The organism is Halomonas campaniensis (assembly GCF_014193375.1).
GTDB classification, from domain to species: Bacteria; Pseudomonadota; Gammaproteobacteria; order Pseudomonadales; family Halomonadaceae; genus Halomonas; species Halomonas campaniensis.
On record NZ_JACHZF010000003.1, the window covers coordinates 165,414 to 181,846 of the forward strand.

Annotated in this window: 16 protein-coding genes; 2 read left to right on the forward strand and 14 right to left on the reverse strand. The window is 70.3% G+C overall.

Annotation, left to right across the window (positions count from 1 at the left end; all coding sequences use genetic code 11):
- The first annotated feature begins 7 nt into the window (after positions 1 to 7).
- Positions 8 to 373: a DUF6164 family protein gene (locus tag BDK63_RS02740; protein ID WP_183329792.1), complete on the forward strand. Its 366-nt coding sequence runs from the start codon at positions 8 to 10 to the stop codon at positions 371 to 373.
- A gap of 12 nt (positions 374 to 385) precedes the next feature.
- Here the strand turns inward: BDK63_RS02740 and BDK63_RS02745 are convergent, their stop codons facing one another.
- The 3 genes from BDK63_RS02745 to BDK63_RS02755 are packed head-to-tail and all read right to left on the reverse strand — an operon-like array spanning position 386 to position 2,722.
- Positions 386 to 1,192: an EAL domain-containing protein gene (locus BDK63_RS02745; RefSeq protein ID WP_183329793.1), complete on the reverse strand. Its 807-nt coding sequence runs from the start codon at positions 1,190 to 1,192 to the stop codon at positions 386 to 388.
- Positions 1,193 to 1,224: 32 nt separating this feature from the next.
- Positions 1,225 to 1,914: an OmpA/MotB family protein gene (locus tag BDK63_RS02750; RefSeq protein ID WP_183329794.1), complete on the reverse strand. Its 690-nt coding sequence runs from the start codon at positions 1,912 to 1,914 to the stop codon at positions 1,225 to 1,227.
- On the reverse strand, positions 1,907 to 2,722 hold the full coding sequence (locus tag BDK63_RS02755; protein ID WP_183329795.1) for a motility protein A: 816 nt from the start codon (positions 2,720 to 2,722) through the stop codon (positions 1,907 to 1,909). The genes BDK63_RS02750 and BDK63_RS02755 overlap by 8 nt, the downstream gene beginning before the upstream one ends.
- 182 nt (positions 2,723 to 2,904) lie before the next feature.
- On the opposite strand from BDK63_RS02755, the gene BDK63_RS02760 reads away from it, so the two are divergent.
- A complete protein-coding gene (locus BDK63_RS02760; protein WP_183329796.1) occupies positions 2,905 to 4,104 on the forward strand; it encodes an EAL and HDOD domain-containing protein in 1,200 nt (399 codons plus the stop codon).
- A 172-nt stretch (positions 4,105 to 4,276) separates the two neighbouring features.
- Here BDK63_RS02760 and BDK63_RS02765 read toward each other — a convergent pair whose 3' ends face one another.
- From BDK63_RS02765 to BDK63_RS02815, 11 genes are all read right to left on the reverse strand, one after another.
- The gene (locus BDK63_RS02765; RefSeq protein ID WP_183329797.1) at positions 4,277 to 4,978 is read right to left on the reverse strand and encodes an RNA polymerase sigma factor FliA; all 702 of its coding nucleotides are present in this window, start codon (positions 4,976 to 4,978) and stop codon (positions 4,277 to 4,279) included.
- A gap of 32 nt (positions 4,979 to 5,010) precedes the next feature.
- Entirely contained in the window at positions 5,011 to 5,433 is a 423-nt protein-coding gene (locus BDK63_RS02770; protein ID WP_246385714.1) for a flagellar protein FlhE, read from the reverse strand.
- A complete protein-coding gene (locus BDK63_RS02775; RefSeq protein ID WP_183329798.1) occupies positions 5,430 to 5,936 on the reverse strand; it encodes a hypothetical protein in 507 nt (168 codons plus the stop codon). The genes BDK63_RS02770 and BDK63_RS02775 overlap by 4 nt, the downstream gene beginning before the upstream one ends.
- A gap of 79 nt (positions 5,937 to 6,015) precedes the next feature.
- Positions 6,016 to 8,112: a flagellar biosynthesis GTPase FlhF gene (gene flhF / locus BDK63_RS02780; RefSeq protein WP_183329799.1), complete on the reverse strand. Its 2,097-nt coding sequence runs from the start codon at positions 8,110 to 8,112 to the stop codon at positions 6,016 to 6,018.
- 20 nt (positions 8,113 to 8,132) lie between these two features.
- Complete coding sequence (flhA, locus tag BDK63_RS02785) at positions 8,133 to 10,214, reverse strand: flagellar biosynthesis protein FlhA (RefSeq protein WP_183329800.1); 2,082 nt, start codon at positions 10,212 to 10,214, stop codon at positions 8,133 to 8,135.
- Positions 10,211 to 11,368 carry a flagellar biosynthesis protein FlhB gene (flhB, locus tag BDK63_RS02790; RefSeq protein WP_183329801.1) on the reverse strand — a complete coding sequence of 386 codons (1,158 nt, stop codon included), beginning with the start codon at positions 11,366 to 11,368 and terminating at the stop codon, positions 10,211 to 10,213. Before flhB ends, flhA begins: the two co-directional genes overlap by 4 nt.
- 128 nt (positions 11,369 to 11,496) lie before the next feature.
- Entirely contained in the window at positions 11,497 to 12,186 is a 690-nt protein-coding gene (cheZ, locus tag BDK63_RS02795) for a protein phosphatase CheZ (RefSeq protein WP_183329802.1), read from the reverse strand.
- 37 nt (positions 12,187 to 12,223) lie between these two features.
- Positions 12,224 to 12,613 (reverse strand): chemotaxis response regulator CheY, encoded by a 390-nt coding sequence (cheY, locus tag BDK63_RS02800; protein WP_183329803.1) that lies wholly within the window; start codon positions 12,611 to 12,613, stop codon positions 12,224 to 12,226.
- Between the two features lie 55 nt (positions 12,614 to 12,668).
- Entirely contained in the window at positions 12,669 to 14,387 is a 1,719-nt protein-coding gene (locus BDK63_RS02805; RefSeq protein ID WP_183329804.1) for a methyl-accepting chemotaxis protein, read from the reverse strand.
- 37 nt (positions 14,388 to 14,424) lie between these two features.
- The gene (locus BDK63_RS02810) at positions 14,425 to 15,486 is read right to left on the reverse strand and encodes a protein-glutamate methylesterase/protein-glutamine glutaminase (RefSeq protein WP_183329805.1); all 1,062 of its coding nucleotides are present in this window, start codon (positions 15,484 to 15,486) and stop codon (positions 14,425 to 14,427) included.
- Positions 15,487 to 15,623: 137 nt separating this feature from the next.
- Positions 15,624 to 16,433, reverse strand: coding sequence for a CheR family methyltransferase (locus tag BDK63_RS02815; RefSeq protein WP_183329836.1), 810 nt, complete (start codon positions 16,431 to 16,433; stop codon positions 15,624 to 15,626).

A 16,433-nucleotide genomic window follows, 5' to 3' on the forward strand; every position in this document is an offset into this window, starting at 1 on the left:
GTAGACGATGGCAAGGCTGCTGTTCCGGCTGGGCAACGTGCCCGACGCGGAGGCCGAGGAGGTGCGCGAACTGCTCGAGGCCCACGGCTTCGACACCTTCGAGACCCGGGCCGGTTTCTGGGGGCTCGGCGTGGCCGCCATCTGGCTCCACGACGAGGCCCAGTTTGATGCCGCCCGGGAGGTCCTGGACGCCTACCAGCAGGGGCTGGCCGAGCGCATGCGCCGGGAACGCGACGACCTGGCCGAACGCGGCGAGGCGCCGACCCTGTGGACGCGGCTGCGGCACCACCCCGTGCGGATGCTACTGGTGGCCGCCGCGGTGCTGGCGATTCTCGCCGTCACCCTGCTGCCCTTCGTGGGGCTGGTGGAGTAGCCGCCCCGGGCCTCAGCCGACTCGGCTCCGGTACGTCCCTGCCGTCAGCGCCTCGCGCAGCTCCCGGAGCCGCGGCGTCAGGTCCTCACCCAGGGAAGCCACCGCCGGTCGCGCATAGAAGTAGCCCTGCTGCCGGGTGAGACCGGCCCGGCCCAGCCAGAGCGCCTCCTCCCGGGTCTCGACGCCCTCGGCGATCACCTGGAGCCCGAGCTCGTTGGCCAGGCCGCGCACAGCGCGGAGCAGCGCCTGGCGGCGAGGGTCCCGGTCGCAGTCCATCACCAGCTCCCGGTCGACCTTGAGCTTGTCCGGCTCCAGCACGGTGAGCAGGTCCAGGTTGGCATAGCCGTTGCCGAAGTCGTCCAGCGCCGTGGTGAAGCCCATGGAGCGGTAGCTGTCGATGATGTGCTTGAGGTGCGCCTGGTCGCTCACCCGCTCGGTCTCGGTGAACTCGAAGACGATCTTGTCCGTGGGCCAGCCCACCCGCCGGGAGACCTCCAGGGTGGCCTGGATGCAGGCGGAGGGCTCGTAGACCGCGTTGGGCAGGAAGTTGATGGAGAGCTTCTCCTGCATGCCGAGCGCGCTGGCCATCTCGATGGCCCGCACCCGGCAGGCCTGGTCGAAGCGATAGAGCAGCTCGTCGGTGACCTGGGAGAGCACGCTCCAGGCCGACTCGCCGTTCGGCCCGCGAACCAGGGCCTCGTAGGTGGTGACCCGCGCCTCTGCAAGGTCGACGATGGGCTGGAAGGCCATGGTGAAGTCGAAGGGCAGCTCGCCCTCGCAGCGACCGCAGTGCCCCGCCACTCGTGCACAGTGTTTCATCTCTCGTTCCCTTGCTGCCCCGTCTCTTGTGGTTACTGCTTCAGCAACAGCTCGACCCGTCGATTGGCCGCGCGCCCCTCGGCGCTGTCGTTGCTTTCCAGCGGTTGTGTGTCGGCATAGCCGATGGCCCGGAGCCGCGATTCCGCCACCCCTGCCTCGGCCAGGTAGCGCAACACGGCGATGGCCCGAGCGGTGGAGAGCTCCCAGTTGGACGGGAAGCGCACCGTGGCGATGGGAATGCTGTCGGTGTGGCCCTCCACCGAGACCTGGCCCTCGAAGGCCTCGAACATTCCCACCAGGCCCTGCAGCACCTCGCCCCCGCCGGGGGTGAGTGCCGCCTGGCCGCTCGAGAACAGCAGGTTGTCATCGATGCGCAGGGTAATGCCCTGCTCGCCCTCCGCGACGCTCACCCCCTCGATCTCCAGCCCGCGGAAGCGCGGCTGCAGGCCATCATGCCGCGGCTGCAGCCCGGTGGCCACGGGCCCGAGCCCGCCCGCCACCGCCAGGGCAGAGACCTGGGCGGCCGGAGAGACCTGCCGCGTCGACTCGCCGGCATGCTCGCTGCCGGTCACCTCCAGCCCCTTGCCGGCCATGGACAGCAGCAGCACGAACAGGGTGATCAGCAGGGTGAGCACGTCGAGGTAGCTCATCAGCCAGCCCTCGCCCTCGTCGCCCCCCGCCCCGCCGGGCAGCAACGCCTCCCGGGCGTCCCGATCAAGCATTCTGGCCCGCCCCGTCGGGGGCCTGGCGCGGCGGGCCGGCGTCCCGGATCTCGTCGTGGTAGTTGGCGACGAAGGAGTTGAGGGTCTCCTCGATGAAGGAGGGCAGTCGCCGCTTGGTGATCAGGGAGATGCCCTCGAGCACCATGTTCATGGCGATCAGCCGCTCCTCGGTGCGCCGCTCGAGCTTCACCGCGATCGGCTTGAACACCAGGTTGGCCAGCAGGATGCCGTAGAAGGTGGTCAGCAGGGCCACGGCCATGCGCGGGCCGATGACCTCCAGGTCGCCGGCCTCCATCACCTCCAGCATGTTCACCAGCCCCACCAGGGTGCCGATCATGCCGAAGGCCGGGGCATAGGTGGCCATGGTGCGGAAGATCTGCGCCTCGGCCTGCTCGCGGGCCTTGAGCCGCGCGATGCGCCAGCGCAGCAGATCGAAGATCTCCTGCTCTTTGGTGTTGGCGATCACCAGCTGGATGCCGGTGCGCAGGAAGGGGTTGCGGGTCTGCTCCAGGGCCGCTTCCACGGCACGCACGTCGCCCTTGAACCACAGCCGCGACATGTCCACCAGCTCCTTGATGTCATCGCGGCTGTAGGTGTTCTCGCGCCGGAATACCAGCCCCACCAGGCGCACCACCCGCAGCACCTCCTTGAGGGGGTAGCTGATGAAGGTGGCCGCCATGGTCCCGGCCAGCACGATGGCCAGGCCCGGCAGGTTGAGGAAGCTCTGGGGGGATTCCGCGGTGAAGAACAGGACGCTGACCAGCAGCACGCTGCTGGCGAAGATGCCGATGAGCGTCGACGGATTCATGCACGGCTCCTTGCCGGTAGTCGGGGTGTTAACGGGATATCGGCCACCACCCCCCAACCTTTAGGCGTGCCCGGCGGACAAGGCGCCGGCGGGGGTGATAATCTCATGGCCACGACCTGCCACCCGAGGGCCCGGCGCCCGCTACCAGAAAGGCAGGCATCATGTCGCAGGGAGAGAGACACATGACCGGAGAGAGGGAGGCCGAGGCCTTCAGCATCGCGCTCCAGCCGATCCACGACGCCGAGGACAAGCACGCCGCCGACCGGCTGCTCTACCGCCACCACGGGGAGCCCCAGGACGACCCGGTGGCCGAGACCGCCCGGGCGCTCGCCACCGCCATCTACGAACTGGATGATCGCAAGCGCCTGGGCCGGCGGGACCTAGTCATCGACCTGCCGGTGGAGTGGCTGGATCGCCCCGACCTGCTGCCCGCACCGGCCAGCCAGGTGATCATCGGCCTGCCCCGGGACCTCGGCCTGACCCCGGAGCTCGAGGCCCGCCTGGACGAGGTCCGCGAGCGCGGCTATCGGCTGCTGGTCCATGCCTCCACCCTGCGCACCCAGGGCCGTGAACTCCTGGCCCGCACCGACCTGCTGCGCCTGCGCCACCCCGACGAGCTCGACGACGACCGGCTGCGCGCCCTGCGCCTGCGCGGTGTTCGGCTGCTCGCCGACGACATCCGCGACCGGGACCACCTCGAGCGCTTCCGCGCCCTGGACTGCCACCTCTTCGACGGCCGCTACCTGGCCGAACCGACCTTCTATACCGCCCGTCACCACGGCCGCCACGGCAACCGCGCGGCCCACCTGCGGCTAGTCAACGAGCTCTACCGGGATGACGTTGACCTGCTGCGGCTCTACGAGCTGATCCTGCAGATGCCCCACCTGCACGTGGCGATCCTGCGCCGGGCCAACTCCAGCTTCTACGCCCACGGCGCCCACCAGGCCGACCTCAAGCGGTCGATCCAGATCCTCGGTCTCAACGAGCTGCGCCGCCTGGTCATGACCCTCTCCCTGGCGGGGGAGATGCCCTCGTCGAAGCTGAAGGTCCGCATCGCCCTGATCCGCGCCTTCATGTGCCGCAACCTGGCCGCGCCCTTCCGCAACATCGATCCCGAGGACGCCTTCACCACCGGGCTCTTCTCGATGATGGGCCCGCTGCTGGACGAGTCCCAGGACGAGCTGCTCGATGAGCTGCCGCTGGATCCGGCCATGAGCGAGGCGCTGACCCGACGCAGCGGTCACCTGGGGGCTATCCTGGCCCTGGCCGAGGAGCACGAGCGGCAGGTGGCCGAGGCCAGCGACACCCTGACGCCGGACCGGCTGCAGCAGTGCTACCTGGACGCCATGGACCAGACCGACCTGCTGATGGGGCACCTGTGAACTGAGGAGCCTGTCGGACTCAACGCTGATCTACTGCGAGATCCGGTCTTTCGGCCAATTTCATTCGATCTGATTCGTTAAATAGCCGGCTATTCGCCTCATCAGATCGATAAACTTATCTCGAAATCCGAATCTCTCGCTACGATCGGTCAAATCCGACAGGCTCCTGGCGTCAGTCGTCCCGCAGCTTTACACGCAGGCGGCTGACCGCCTGCCCGTGGAGCTGGCAGACCCGCGACTCGGTCACGCCCAGCACGGCGCCGATCTCCTTGAGGTTGAGCTCCTCCTGGTAGTAGAGCGCCATCAGCAGCTTCTCGCGCTCGGGCAGCGCCTCGATCGCCTCGATGAGCCGCCCGCGCTGCTCCCCATCCAGCAGGGCCGCGAAGGGTGACGAGAGGGCCTGGTCGTCGTTGCCCGGGTCGGCCCCCTCCGCCACCAGCTCCTCGTAGGGGAGCAGCTGGCCGTTGTTGGTGTCGCTGAGCACCTGCCGGTAGTCCGCCAGGTCCATGTCCAGCTCGGCGGCGATCTCGTGCTCCTCGGCGGGGCGACCCAACTGCTGCTCCAGGCGACGCACCGCCTCGTCCACCGCCCGGGCGTTGCGCCGCACGCTGCGCGGCAGCCAATCGCGGCTGCGTAGCTCGTCGAGCATCGCCCCGCGGATGCGCTGGCTGGCGAAGGTGGCGAAGCTTGCCCCCTGGCCGGCATCGAAGCGTCCCAGCGCCTCCAGCAGGCCCACCATGCCGGCCTGGATCAGGTCGTCCAGCTCGATGCTCGCCGGCAGCCTGACCTGAAGCGCCAGCGCCTGGCGCCGCACCTGTGGCAGGTACTGGGTCAGGAGCTCGTTCTGGTCGATCTTGCCCTTTGCTGTGTACATCCCGTTCGACTGCCTCTGTCAGGACCCTTCTCTTACCGGTAGTTGACGATCACCTGCAATCCCTGGACCGTCACCGCCCCGCGCTGCCCGGGCGCCAGCGAGAAACGAAAGTGCAGCGGGGTGCCCGCCGGCAGGCCCGCCAGCGCCTGGCTGGTGCCGTGGCCGCCCGGCAGCGGCAGGCAGCCGTCGGCGTGGCAGAGCCGGGCATGCACCGCCTGACCCGGCGCGGTCCGATACTGCCAGACCACGCTGTCGATCCGTCCGGTCTCCGGTGCGCCGGCCGCCAGGGCGTCGGGCGCCGTCAGCGGCGCCGAGGCCACCTCGCGCTCGACCATCACCGCGCGCACCGCGGGCGCCGTGGCCACCCAGCTGCCGGCCGCCTCGGCCTCGCCGACGGGCAGCAGCATCACCAGTGCGCCCATGACCAGCTGCGTGGCGGTGGCCAGGGCGCTCATGTCAGTACCACCAGCTGGATGCCCAGGTAGTGCGCCGCGGCCTGCTGCAGGTTGTCGAGCAGCCCGCGGCGATCGATCCCCGGCGGGTGCACCAGCAGCAGCCGGCGAGGCCCCGCTCGCTCGGCCAGCGCCAGCAGCAGCCGCCAGGTACGCCGAAAGGCCTCGGCGTCAGCCTCGACCCACAGCGCCCAGTGCGACTGCTGCTCCGCCAGCAGCGGCAGGTGGGGGCTCTCCGCCGCGACCGGCACCAGGCGCCACTCGTCGGGGTCGCCGACCCAGCGCCGCCCCCGCTGCTGCCAGTGGGCCAGCAGGCCGCGCACCCTCTCCAGGTGGCGCTCCGGCAGGCCGATGACCAGCAGCGTCGTGGCCGGGGCATCCGCACCGGGCCCGGCGGCGTGACGGGCCGGACGGGCCGGACGGGCCGAGCGCGCCGGGCCTGGCGCCGGCGCGGCCGTACCGCCACTCGTCTCCTCGCGGGCCAGGGCGACCAGCGTCTCGATCACATGCGCCGGACAGCCTCCGCTGCCCGTCGCCTGCTGCGAGGCCCACTGCCTCAGTCCCGCCGCCTGATCCATGCCCATCTCAGTGCAACCCCTCGAGCCCGACCGACCCCAGCTCACGCAGCGCCTCCCGGGCGAGCCCCAGATGCAGCAGCGCCTCCAGCAGCGTCTCGGCGTTGCCGCGGCGCCGCCCCCCCAGCAGGCCCAGCAGCTCGGCGCGCAGGGAGATCGCCCAGGCCTCGCCGCTCGCCTCCAGCTGGACCGCCACCGCGGCCAGGCCCGCCGCCAGGGTCAGGCGCAGGGCCGGCGCCATGGCGGGGTCGACCTCCGCCAGTCGGCGGTTCGCCCGGCGGGTCAGCGCCGGCAGCGCATCGGCGGCGAGCTGGGCCAGCAGCAGCGGCACCGCCCGGCCCCGCAGCGCCTCGGGGGCCAGCCAGTAGCAGCGTTTCAGGGAGCGGCCGCTGTCGAGATCGACCAGCTCGCCACGCCAGGCGCGCAGCGGGGCCGGCTCGCTTCCCAGGGTGACCGGGCATGCGGCCAGCCTGAGCTCCGCCTCGCGGCCCCGCCAGCGAACGCCCCGGGGCTGACGGGGTGTCATGGCCGCCTCCAGGTACGCCAGGGAGTGGCGCTCACCGCCGGCCTCGACGCGCAGGCTGCCCCGCACCTGGGCGACCCAGTCGCGCCTCCGCTCGGCCAGCCAGCCGCGGGCCGCCTCGCCCGGCAGCCCCGCCAGCAGGTGGGCGCCCAGCGGGCCCGCGGCTTCGGCCTCGGCCAGTCGTTCGCGCTCCCCGGCCGGCACCAGGTGCTGGGGCCGTGGCAGCGCGGACCACTGTCCGGCGGGATCCAGGCACAGGTCCGGCTGGGACCACTCCTCGCCTCGCACCCGGGCACGCGGCATCCAGACGCGGCTGCCGCGTGGCGGCTCGGCCCGGGCCAGCAGGGCGTCCAGGCGCATCGCCTGCAGGCTGGGCGGCACCCCGGCCAGCGCCCAGGCGGCCTCCAGGTCGCGGAAGCCGGGAATCCGATCGCGCAGGGCGGCCAGCAGCACGGCGAGGCGCCGGCCCTGGCCCAGCAGCGTCGTCACCCCCGCCGCCGGAAGGGCCTGCCGCCCGGCGGCACGGCGCACCGCCAGCGCCTGGCGCGCCAGGGTTTCCGCCTCGACCACGGCCAGGTCCTCGGGCACGCGCTGGCCGTGGGCCACGAACAGCAGCCGCAGGCCGTGGCGCATCAGCGCATCGAGCAGCGGCCCCAGGCTGCCGGCCTCATCCTGCTTGCTGATCACGCAGTCATCCAGGGCCAGGCCGGCCGCGCGGGCCGCCTTGCGATAGTTGGTGATCACCTCCTCCAGGGCCTCCGGCTGGCTGGCGGCATTCAGCAGCAGCACCGGCCGCACGGCGGCCCCGCCCTGGAGTCGCGCCACCTGATCGATGACGCGCTGGTCGCGCTGGCTCATGCCCACGGTATCGATGATCACGAACCGCCGGTCGGCCAGCGCCGGCAGCAGCGCCTCGAGGGGCTCGTCGAGGTCCAGGCCGTGCATGGGTATGCCCAGCAGCTCGGCATAGATGCGCAGCTGCTCGTGGGCGCCGATCCGGAAGCCATCGGTGGAGACCAGCGCCACCTGGTCCGGGCCGTGGCGCATCACGAAGCGGGCCGCCAGCTTGGCGGCGGTGGTGGTCTTGCCGACCCCGGTGGGGCCGACCAGCGCCAGGATGCCGCCGCGATCGAGCAGCGCCAGCTCGTCCTCCTGCACCGGGAGCCGGCCCGCCAGGCGGCTCACCAGCCAGCTCTCCTCGTCGCCGTCCGCCAGCGACTCGGGCAGGCCGGCCAGCACCTCGTCGGCCACCGGGCGGGAAAAGCCCGACTCGGCCAGCCAGCCTGACAGGCGCTGCCGGGGGGTGTCGGCTGCCGTCTCCGGACGCTGGGCGGCGAGCAGGCTACGCATCTCCTGCATCTCCTGCAGCAGCCGGGCGCTCATCGCCTGGAAGGCCTCATCCTGGCCCGCGCCGGGCGCGGCCGGCATCGGCGCCTGAGTCACGGAGGGCTCGGCCATGGCCAGCACCTCGACTCCCGCCTCGGTGCGCCGGTTGGCCAGGATCAGGGCATCCTCGCCCAGGGCAGCCCGCACCTGGCGCATGGCGTCGCGGCTGTTGGCCCCGGTGAATCGCAAAACGCTCATTGACTCGCTGTGCCTCTCGCTCATTGTCCGCCGACCAGCTGGGTGACCCGCAGGGTGCGGTCATCGGGAATTTCCGCCTGGGACATGACCACCAGGTGGCGCAGCCGCCGCCTCAGGAAGCGCGCCAGCACCGGACGCAGGGCGTGCTGCACCACCAGCACCGGCGGCTCGCCGCTGGCCTCCTGGCGCTCCAGGGCCTTCTCGGCCTGGGCCATCAGGGTCTCGGCGAGCCCCGGCTCCAGGGCTCCGCTGCCGTTCATGGCCTGCATCAGCACCTGCTCCAGCTGCGCCTCCAGGCCGATCACCCGCAGCTCCTCGTCGCCGGGGAACCACTGCTGGGTGATGGCGCGGCCCAGGCCGATGCGCACCAGGGCGGTCAGCTCGGCGGCATCCTGCTGCTGCCCGGCATGTTCGGCCAGGGTGTCGAGGATAGTGCGCAGGTCGCGGATCGAGACCTCCTCCTCGAGCAGGTTCTGCAGGATGCGCTGGAACACCGTCAGGGAGAGAGCCTTGGGCACCACCTCCTCCACCAGCGACTTCTGCTCCTCGCCCAGCTTGTCGAGCAGCTTCTGCACCTCGGCACGCCCCAGCATCTCCGGGGCATGCCGATGCAGCAGGTGGTTGAGGTGGGTGGCCACCACCGTGCTGGCATCCACCACGGTGTAGCCGTAGACCTGGGCGTGCTCGCGCTGGCTGCTGTCGATCCACACCGCCGGCAGGCCGAAGGCCGGATCCCGGGTGGGGGTGCCCTGCAGCTCGCCGGAGACCTGGCCGGGGTCGATGGCCAGCCACTTGCCGGGGAAGGCCTCGGCGCGGCCGATCTCGGCCCCCTTCAGGCTGATCACATAGGTGCTGGGGCCAAGCTCGAGGTTGTCGCGGATGTGCACCACCGGCGGCAGGAAGCCGACGTCCTGGGCGAACTTCTTGCGTACGCTCTTGATCCGGCCGAGCAGTTCGCCCTCCTGGCGCTGGTCGACCAGGGGGATCAGCCGGTGGCCCACCTCCAGCCCCAGGGTATCGACCAGCTGGACGTCGTCCCAGCTGGCCTCGGGGGCCTCCGGCGCCGGCGGCAGCTCGGCGGAGAGCTCCTCGGCCACCTGCTGCTTCTCCTTCTGGCGGATCAGGTACCAGGCCAGTCCGCCCAACAGCACGGTGAACAGCAGGAACACGAAGTTGGGCATGCCGGGCACCATGCCGAGCAGGCCCATCACCGCTGCCGCCAGGATCATCACCTGGGGATTGACGAACAGCTGGCTGATCATCTGCTGGCCGACGTCCTGGTCGGTGTTGACCCGGGAGACGGTGACGCCCGCCGCGGTGGAGATCACCAGCGCCGGGATCTGGGCCACCAGGCCGTCGCCGATGGTCATCAGGGTGTAGGTGCGGGCCGCGCTGCCGAAGTCCATGCCGTGCTGCAGCATGCCGATCAGCAGGCCGCCGATGATGTTGACCACCATGATCACCAGGCCGGCCATGGCATCGCCGCGCACGAACTTGCTGGCACCGTCCATGGAGCCGTAGAAGTCAGCCTCCTGGGCCACCTCGGCGCGGCGCTTGCGGGCATCATCCTCGCCGATCAGGCCGGCGTTGAGGTCGGCATCGATGGCCATCTGCTTGCCGGGCATGGCGTCGAGCATGAAGCGGGCGCCCACCTCGGCGATGCGCCCGGCACCCTTGGTGATGACCATGAAGTTGATGACGATCAGGATCAGGAACACCACCAGGCCCACGGCGAAGTTGCCGCCCACCAGGAACTGGCCGAAGGCCTCGATCACCTTGCCGGCGGAGTCACCGCCCTGGTGGCCCTCCATGAGGATCACCCGGGTGGAGGCCACGTTGAGGGAGAGCCGCAGCAGGGTGGTGAACAGCAGCACCGCGGGGAAGGCCGCGAAGTCCAGTGGTTTCTCGGTGAACATGCTGACCAGCAGCACCATCACCGCCAGGGCGATGTTGAAGGTGAAGAAGAGATCCAGCGCGATGGGTGGCAGCGGCAGGATCAGCATCGCCATGACGAACAGGATCAGCAGCGGCCCGGCCAGCACCTTCATGGGCACGTTGGCCAGCCAGTCGCCGCGGCCCAGGTAGTCGCTCCAGGCCTTCATGGTGTCGCCTCGTCAGCGGGTCCCGGCACTGCCAACGCGTCGGGCACCGGCAGATCCTCGGGTGTCGGTGGCACGTCGCCCCCCTCCTGTGACACCCGCCGCAGCCGGAAGGCCCAGGCCAGGACCTCCGCCACAGCGGTGTAGAGTGCTTCCGGGATCTCGGCATCGAGATCCACATGGTGATAGAGCGATCGGGCCAGCGGCGGCGCCTCGAGCCTGGGCACCCCGTGTTCCTCGCCCTGCTCGCGGATGCGCTGGGCGACCTGATCGGCCCCCTTGGCCACCACCCGCGGCGCCGCCATGCCGGCCTCCTCGTACTTCAGGGCCACCGCATAATGGGTCGGGTTGGTGATGATCACGTCGGCCTCGGGCACCTGGCTCATCATCCGGCCCCGGGCCATGGCCTGCTGCTGCTGGCGGATCCGCGCCTTCACGTGGGGGTCGCCCTCGGACTCCTTGTGCTCGCGCTTGACCTCCTCCTTGCTCATGCGCAGCTTCTTGGCATGGCTCCACAGCTGGTAGGGCACGTCGATCAGGATCACCACCAGCAGGGTCAGCACGATCAGTCCGCAGGCCAGCGCTGCCAGCTCCAGGGCGTTGGCCAGGGCCTGCTGGATCGGCTGGTCCATCAGGCCCATGTAGGTGCCGCGCTGGCTCCACAGGAAGGTCACCGCCACGCCGCCCACCAGCAGCGACTTGGCGATGGCCTTGGCCAGCTCCACCAGGGCCTGGACGCCGAACATACGCTTGAGCCCCTTGAGCGGGTTGAGCTTGGAAGCTTGAGGCTTCAGCGACTTGGCCGAGATCAGCCAGCCGCCGAGCAGGGCCGGCGCCACCAGGGCCACCACGGCCAGCAGCAAGAACAGCGGCAGCATCGCCATCAGCGTGCGGCTGCCGAGGTCCAGGGCCTGGCTGAGCATCGGCGTGGTTTCCAGCGCGTGGCGGCGCTCGAACAGGAAGGCCTGCTCCATCACCATCCCCAGCTGGTCGTAGAGCATGGCGCCCATGCCCCACAGCCCCGCCACGCCGCCCAGCAGCAGCATGAAGGTGGTCAACTCCCGGGAACGGGCGACCTGCCCCTCCTCGCGCGCCTTTTCAAGGCGTCGCGGCGTGGCCGGTTCGGTCTTTTCCTGATCGCTGCTCTGGTCGGCCATGGCCACTCGTCGGGACAGTCTTACGGACCCTGGCCATTGTGGGGAGGTGGGGGAAGGGGTGATACGTCAAAAAGCGCCGATAATCGCGAGCTATTTCACGACTCTCGGCGCGTGCCAGGGGGCGGGGATCAGAACCCCAGCTGGTCCAGCAGGTCGTCGACCTGGTCCTGGCTGCTCACCACATCGGCACCATCTGGCTTGATCTGGGGGCCGTTGAGCAGCTCCTCGTCGCGCTTCCTGGCGTCCTTGTGGCGGCGATCGTCAGCCAGGCGCTGCATGTCGTCGCGCTTCTCGCCCTCGGGCACGCTGTCGATCAGCACCTGGACGAGCTGGCTCTCGATCTCGCGGATGACGTCCATCATCTTCTTGATCACCTGGCCGGTCAGGTCCTGGAAGTCCTGGGCCATCATGATCTCGAGCAGCTCCTTGTTGGTGGCCTGGGTCTTCTGCGGCACCTCGGCGAGGTACGACCGCGTCTCGGTCACCAGCTCGCGCGCTTCGTCCAGCGACTTGGGCTCGGCGAACCACTCGGCCCAGCGGCCGTCCAGGGCCTCGGCCCGCTCGCCCAGGTCCTCCTGCAGCGGCTGGGCGCGGTCAATGGCGTTCAACGCCCGCTCCGCCGCCTGCTCGGTCATGGTCGCCACGTAGCTCAGCCGGTCGCGGGCATCGGGAATCGCCTCGGCGGCCTTCTCGATCTCCTTGTCGAGCCCCAGTTCGCGCATGCTCTCGCGCAGCATGCGCGTCAGGTGCCCGATGCGCTGAACCAGGTCGTCGCTGGGGGCCCCCTTGCCGGTCTCGAACGCTTCGTTCGGGCTCATCATCCTCTCTCCTTCGGTCGGGCCTGGGGCCCTCGCATCACATGCCCAGCTTCTCGAAGATCTTGTTGAGCTTCTCTTCGAGGGTGGCCGCGGTGAAGGGCTTGACCACATAGCCGTTGGCGCCGGCCTGGGCCGCGGCAATGATGTTCTCCTTCTTGGCCTCGGCGGTGACCATCAGCACCGGCAGGTGCTTCAAGCCGTCGTCGGCGCGGATCTGCTTGAGCATCTCCAGGCCGTCGAGGTTGGGCATGTTCCAGTCGGAAACCACGAACTGGAAGCCGCCCGCCTTGAGCTTGTTCAGGGCGTCCTGCCCATCCTCGGCCTCCTCCACGTTGGTGAAGCCGAGCTCCTTGAGCAGGCTGCGCACGATGCGGCGCATGGTCGGGAAGTCATCCACCACCAGGATGCTCATGTTCTTGTCTGCCATTGGCTTTCCTCTCGATAGCGTCTTGCATGCCGGCGGTTGAGCCGCCGGCCATGGTTCAGAATTCTTCCCACTCGTCCTCGGTCACCGCCTCCCGGCGCGCAGGGCGGCGAGTCGGCGACGGCAGTCGCTGCGCCGGCGCGCCCTCCTGCGGGGCGGCCTCGCTGCGGGCGGGCGCCGGCTCGGCCTCGGTGGCGATGCGGGCCTTCGGGGCCGGCATGCCGGCCAGGCGGAACACCGCCACGGCCTGCTCCAGGCGGGCCGCCTGCTCCTCCAGGGAGGCCGCGGCGGCGGACGCCTGCTGAACAAGGGCCGCGTTCTGCTGGGTCACCTGGTCCATCTGGCCCACCGCCTGGCTGACCTGCTCGATGCCGTCGCTCTGCTCCTGGGAGGCCGCGGAGATCTCGTCCATGATGTCGGTGACCCGGCGCACCGCCGCCACCACCTCCTGCATGGTCTCACCGGCCTGCTCGACCAGCGTCGAGCCCTCCTGCACCTGGGCGACCGAGCCCTCGATCAGCCCCTTGATCTCGCGGGCTGCATCGGCGCTGCGGCTGGCCAGGTTGCGCACCTCGCCGGCCACCACTGCGAAGCCGCGGCCCTGCTCGCCGGCCCGGGCCGCCTCCACCGAGGCGTTGAGGGCCAGGATGTTGGTCTGGAAGGCGATGGAGTCGATGACCCCGGTGATGTCGGCGATCTTGCGGGAGCTCTCGGAGATGCCGTGCATGGTGGTGACCACCCGCTCCACCACCTCGCCGCCCCGCGTGGCCGTGCCGGAGGCGTCCAGCGCCAGGCCGCTGGCCTGACGGGCGTTGTCGGCATTCTGCTTCACCGTGGCGGTGATCTGCTCCATGCTCGCCGCGGTCTCCTCCAGCGAGGCGGCCTGCTGCTCGGTGCGCGAGGAGAGGTCGGCGTTGCCGCTGGCGATCTCGCGGCTGCCTACGTGAATGGAGCCGCTGCCGTCGCGCACCTGAGCGACGATGCCAGTCAGGCTCTGCTGCATCTCGCGCATGGCGGCGAACAGCCGGCCGATCTCGTTGCGGCCGCGCACCTGGATCTCCCGGGAGAGGTCCGCCCGGGCGATGGCCTCGAGGTTCTCCACGGCGGCATCCAGCGGGCGGATGATGATGGTGCGCAGCCCGGCATAGATCCCCACCACCAGCAGGCCGATCAGCACCAGCAGACCCAGACCGACCCAGGTGAAACGGTCGGTCTGCAGGTCGTACTCGCGCATCATGGCGTCGGTCCGATCGAAACCGTAGGCCACGAACTCGGTCATGGCCGCATCCAGCGCCGCGACGGGCGCCTCGAGCTCCTCGCGCAGGCGGTTGAAGGTGGTGGTGTCGAGCTGGTCCAGGGCAGTGTGCTGCCGGCGCAGCAGCTCGAAGACCGCGGCGAAGGCGGTCTCCACGCGCTCGGCCATGGCCTCCCCCTGGTCGGTCTTGGGGCTATCGGCGAAGTTGCTGACGCGCGCCTCGGCCCGGTCCAGGCGATCCAGGGCGCTGTCCAGGTGGCCGCTGGCCTGACCCATCCGGCCGATCATGATCAGGTTGGAGGCGACCTCCAGATGGTTGCGCCCCACGTTCATCAGGGCATCGCCGCGGTTGACCTCGTTGAGCTGCTGGTCGCTGATCAGGCTCAGCGTCTGCAGGGTGCTGCCGGCATTGCGGTCGGCCACGACCCCCATCCCGGCGATCACCGCGATGAAGGCCAAGAAGCAGGCCAGGACGGCGACCATGGCCGCGTGGATGCTGATGTTGCGCATGAGTCGAGTCATTCCGCTGCTTCCTGTGTTGTGGCGTCGTTGTCGTGTGCTACACCCGCTGGGCCCGGCCGGAGGCCGCCACCAGCGCCATCAATCGAGGGGCGATCTCGTCAAGCGTCACCACCTCGGCGGCGCCGCCCAGGGCGATGGCCTCCCGCGGCATGCCGAACACCACGCAGCTCGCCTCGTCCTGGGCGATGGTCGGCGCCCCGGCCTGGCGCATCTCCAGCAGGCCGGCGGCGCCGTCCTTGCCCATGCCGGTCAGCAGCACGCCGATGGCGTTGCGTCCGGCCTGGGTGGCCGCCGAGTGAAAGAGCACATCCACCGAGGGCCGGTGGCGGTTGACCGGCGGCCCGTCATCCAGCCGCGCCACATAGTTGGCGCCGCTGCGGGCCAGCCTGAGGTGGGCATCCCCCGGGGCGATGTAGGCGTGGCCGGGCAGGACTCGCTCCCCCTCCTCGGCCTCCTTGACGCGGATCTGGCAGAGCCGGTCGAGCCGCTCGGCGAAGGAGCGGGTGAAGCCGCCGGGCATGTGCTGGGTGATCAGGATCGCCGGGCTGTTGGCCGGCAGCGGCTCGAGCACGCGGCGGATCGCCTCGGTGCCGCCGGTGGAGGCGCCGATGATCACCAGCTTCTCGCTGGAGACCAGCGGGGCCTTGAGGCGCGCCGGCGGCGGCTCGTCGCGGCGCCGGGCCCGCTGGGGCTGCGAGCGGGCCGCGGCACGGATCTTCTCGGCGATCTCCTCGGCGTACTCCAGCATGCCGTGGCGAATGCCGAGCGAGGGCTTGGCCACGAAGTCCAGGGCGCCCAGCTCCAGGGCCCGCAGGGTCACCTCCGAGCCGGCCTGGGTCAGCGAGGAGACCATCAGCACCGGCATGGGGCGCAGGCGCATCAGCCGCTCCAGGAAGTCGAGGCCGTCCATGCGCGGCATCTCCACGTCCAGGGTGAGCACGTCCGGGTTGTGGCGCTTGATCAGGTCCCGGGCCACCAGGGGGTCCGGCGCCACGGCCACCACCTCCATGTCGGGCTGGCTGTTGATGATCTCGCTGAGCAGGTCACGAATCAGCGCCGAGTCGTCGACGCACAGCACCCTTATCCTGGCTGCACTCAAGGCAGGCCTCCTCTCATTCGGCGTGACACTGCACACAGGCAGCCCCGCAGGATCTGGACTCTGATGGGACTATCGGCAGGCGGCGAGAAGACTTTAGCCGCCCGAGGACGGCGGGAGGGGAAGCCGGCGCGAATGGCTCACGCCAGGGTGTAGACCGTCTGGCCCCGCAGCCGGAAGGCCTTGGTGATGTAGGAGAAGTTCTCGGAGTGGCCGGCGAACAGCAGGCCGTCGGGCTTGAGCAGCGGGGCGAAGCGCTCCAGGATTCGGGCCTGGGTCGCCTTGTCGAAGTAGATCATCACGTTGCGGCAGAAGATCGCATCGAAGGGCCCCTTGAGCGGCCAGCCCGGCGCCAGCAGGTTGAGGGGCTCGAGCTCCACCATGGCCCGCAGGTCGGGGCGCACCCGCGCCAGTCCCGCCTGGCGCCCGGTGCCGCGCTGGAAGAACCGCCTAGTACGCGCCTCCTCGAGCTTGTGCACCTGCTCCAGCGGATAGATGCCGGCCCGCGCCCGGGCCAGCGCCTCGGTGTCGATATCGGTGCCGACCACCCGGGCCTCGCCCGCCCGCGACCCCAGGGTCTCGGCGAGGGTCATGGCGATGGAGTAGGGCTCCTCGCCGGTGGAGGCCGCCGCGCTCCAGATCCGGATCGGCCCTGGGCGGCTGCGCACATGCTCGGCCAGCAGCGGAAAGTGGTGGGCCTCGCGGAAGAAGGCGGTCAGGTTGGTGGTCAGGGCGTTGGTGAACGCCTCCCACTCCCGCGCCTCGGGCTGGCGCTCCAGGCGCGCCAGGTAGTCCCCGAAGCGGGTCAGGCCGTAGTGGCGCAGCCGCTTGGCGAGGCGGCTGTAGACCATCTCGCGCTTGTGCTCCGCCAGCACGATGCCGGCCCGCCGGTAGATCAGCTCGCGGATGCGGGTGAAGTCGGCATCGGTGAGCTCCAGGTCCCGTTCCAT

Bases quoted from the DNA above. Each gene is read 5' to 3' on its own strand.
- BDK63_RS02770 (WP_246385714.1), bottom strand. From the start codon at position 5,433: ATGAGCGCCCTGGCCACCGCCACGCAGCTGGTCATGGGCGCACTGGTG.
- flhA (WP_183329800.1), bottom strand. From the start codon at position 10,214: ATGAAGGCCTGGAGCGACTACCTGGGCCGCGGCGACTGGCTGGCCAAC.
- flhB (WP_183329801.1), bottom strand. From the start codon at position 11,368: ATGGCCGACCAGAGCAGCGATCAGGAAAAGACCGAACCGGCCACGCCG.
- cheY (WP_183329803.1), bottom strand. From the start codon at position 12,613: ATGGCAGACAAGAACATGAGCATCCTGGTGGTGGATGACTTCCCGACC.
- BDK63_RS02760 (WP_183329796.1), top strand. From the start codon at position 2,905: ATGACCGGAGAGAGGGAGGCCGAGGCCTTCAGCATCGCGCTCCAGCCG.
- BDK63_RS02755 (WP_183329795.1), bottom strand. From the start codon at position 2,722: ATGAATCCGTCGACGCTCATCGGCATCTTCGCCAGCAGCGTGCTGCTG.
- flhF (WP_183329799.1), bottom strand. From the start codon at position 8,112: ATGAGCGTTTTGCGATTCACCGGGGCCAACAGCCGCGACGCCATGCGC.
- BDK63_RS02815 (WP_183329836.1), bottom strand. From the start codon at position 16,433: ATGGAACGGGACCTGGAGCTCACCGATGCCGACTTCACCCGCATCCGC.
- BDK63_RS02745 (WP_183329793.1), bottom strand. From the start codon at position 1,192: ATGAAACACTGTGCACGAGTGGCGGGGCACTGCGGTCGCTGCGAGGGC.
- BDK63_RS02750 (WP_183329794.1), bottom strand. From the start codon at position 1,914: ATGCTTGATCGGGACGCCCGGGAGGCGTTGCTGCCCGGCGGGGCGGGG.
- BDK63_RS02765 (WP_183329797.1), bottom strand. From the start codon at position 4,978: ATGTACACAGCAAAGGGCAAGATCGACCAGAACGAGCTCCTGACCCAG.
- BDK63_RS02740 (WP_183329792.1), top strand. From the start codon at position 8: ATGGCAAGGCTGCTGTTCCGGCTGGGCAACGTGCCCGACGCGGAGGCC.
- BDK63_RS02805 (WP_183329804.1), bottom strand. From the start codon at position 14,387: ATGACTCGACTCATGCGCAACATCAGCATCCACGCGGCCATGGTCGCC.
- cheZ (WP_183329802.1), bottom strand. From the start codon at position 12,186: ATGAGCCCGAACGAAGCGTTCGAGACCGGCAAGGGGGCCCCCAGCGAC.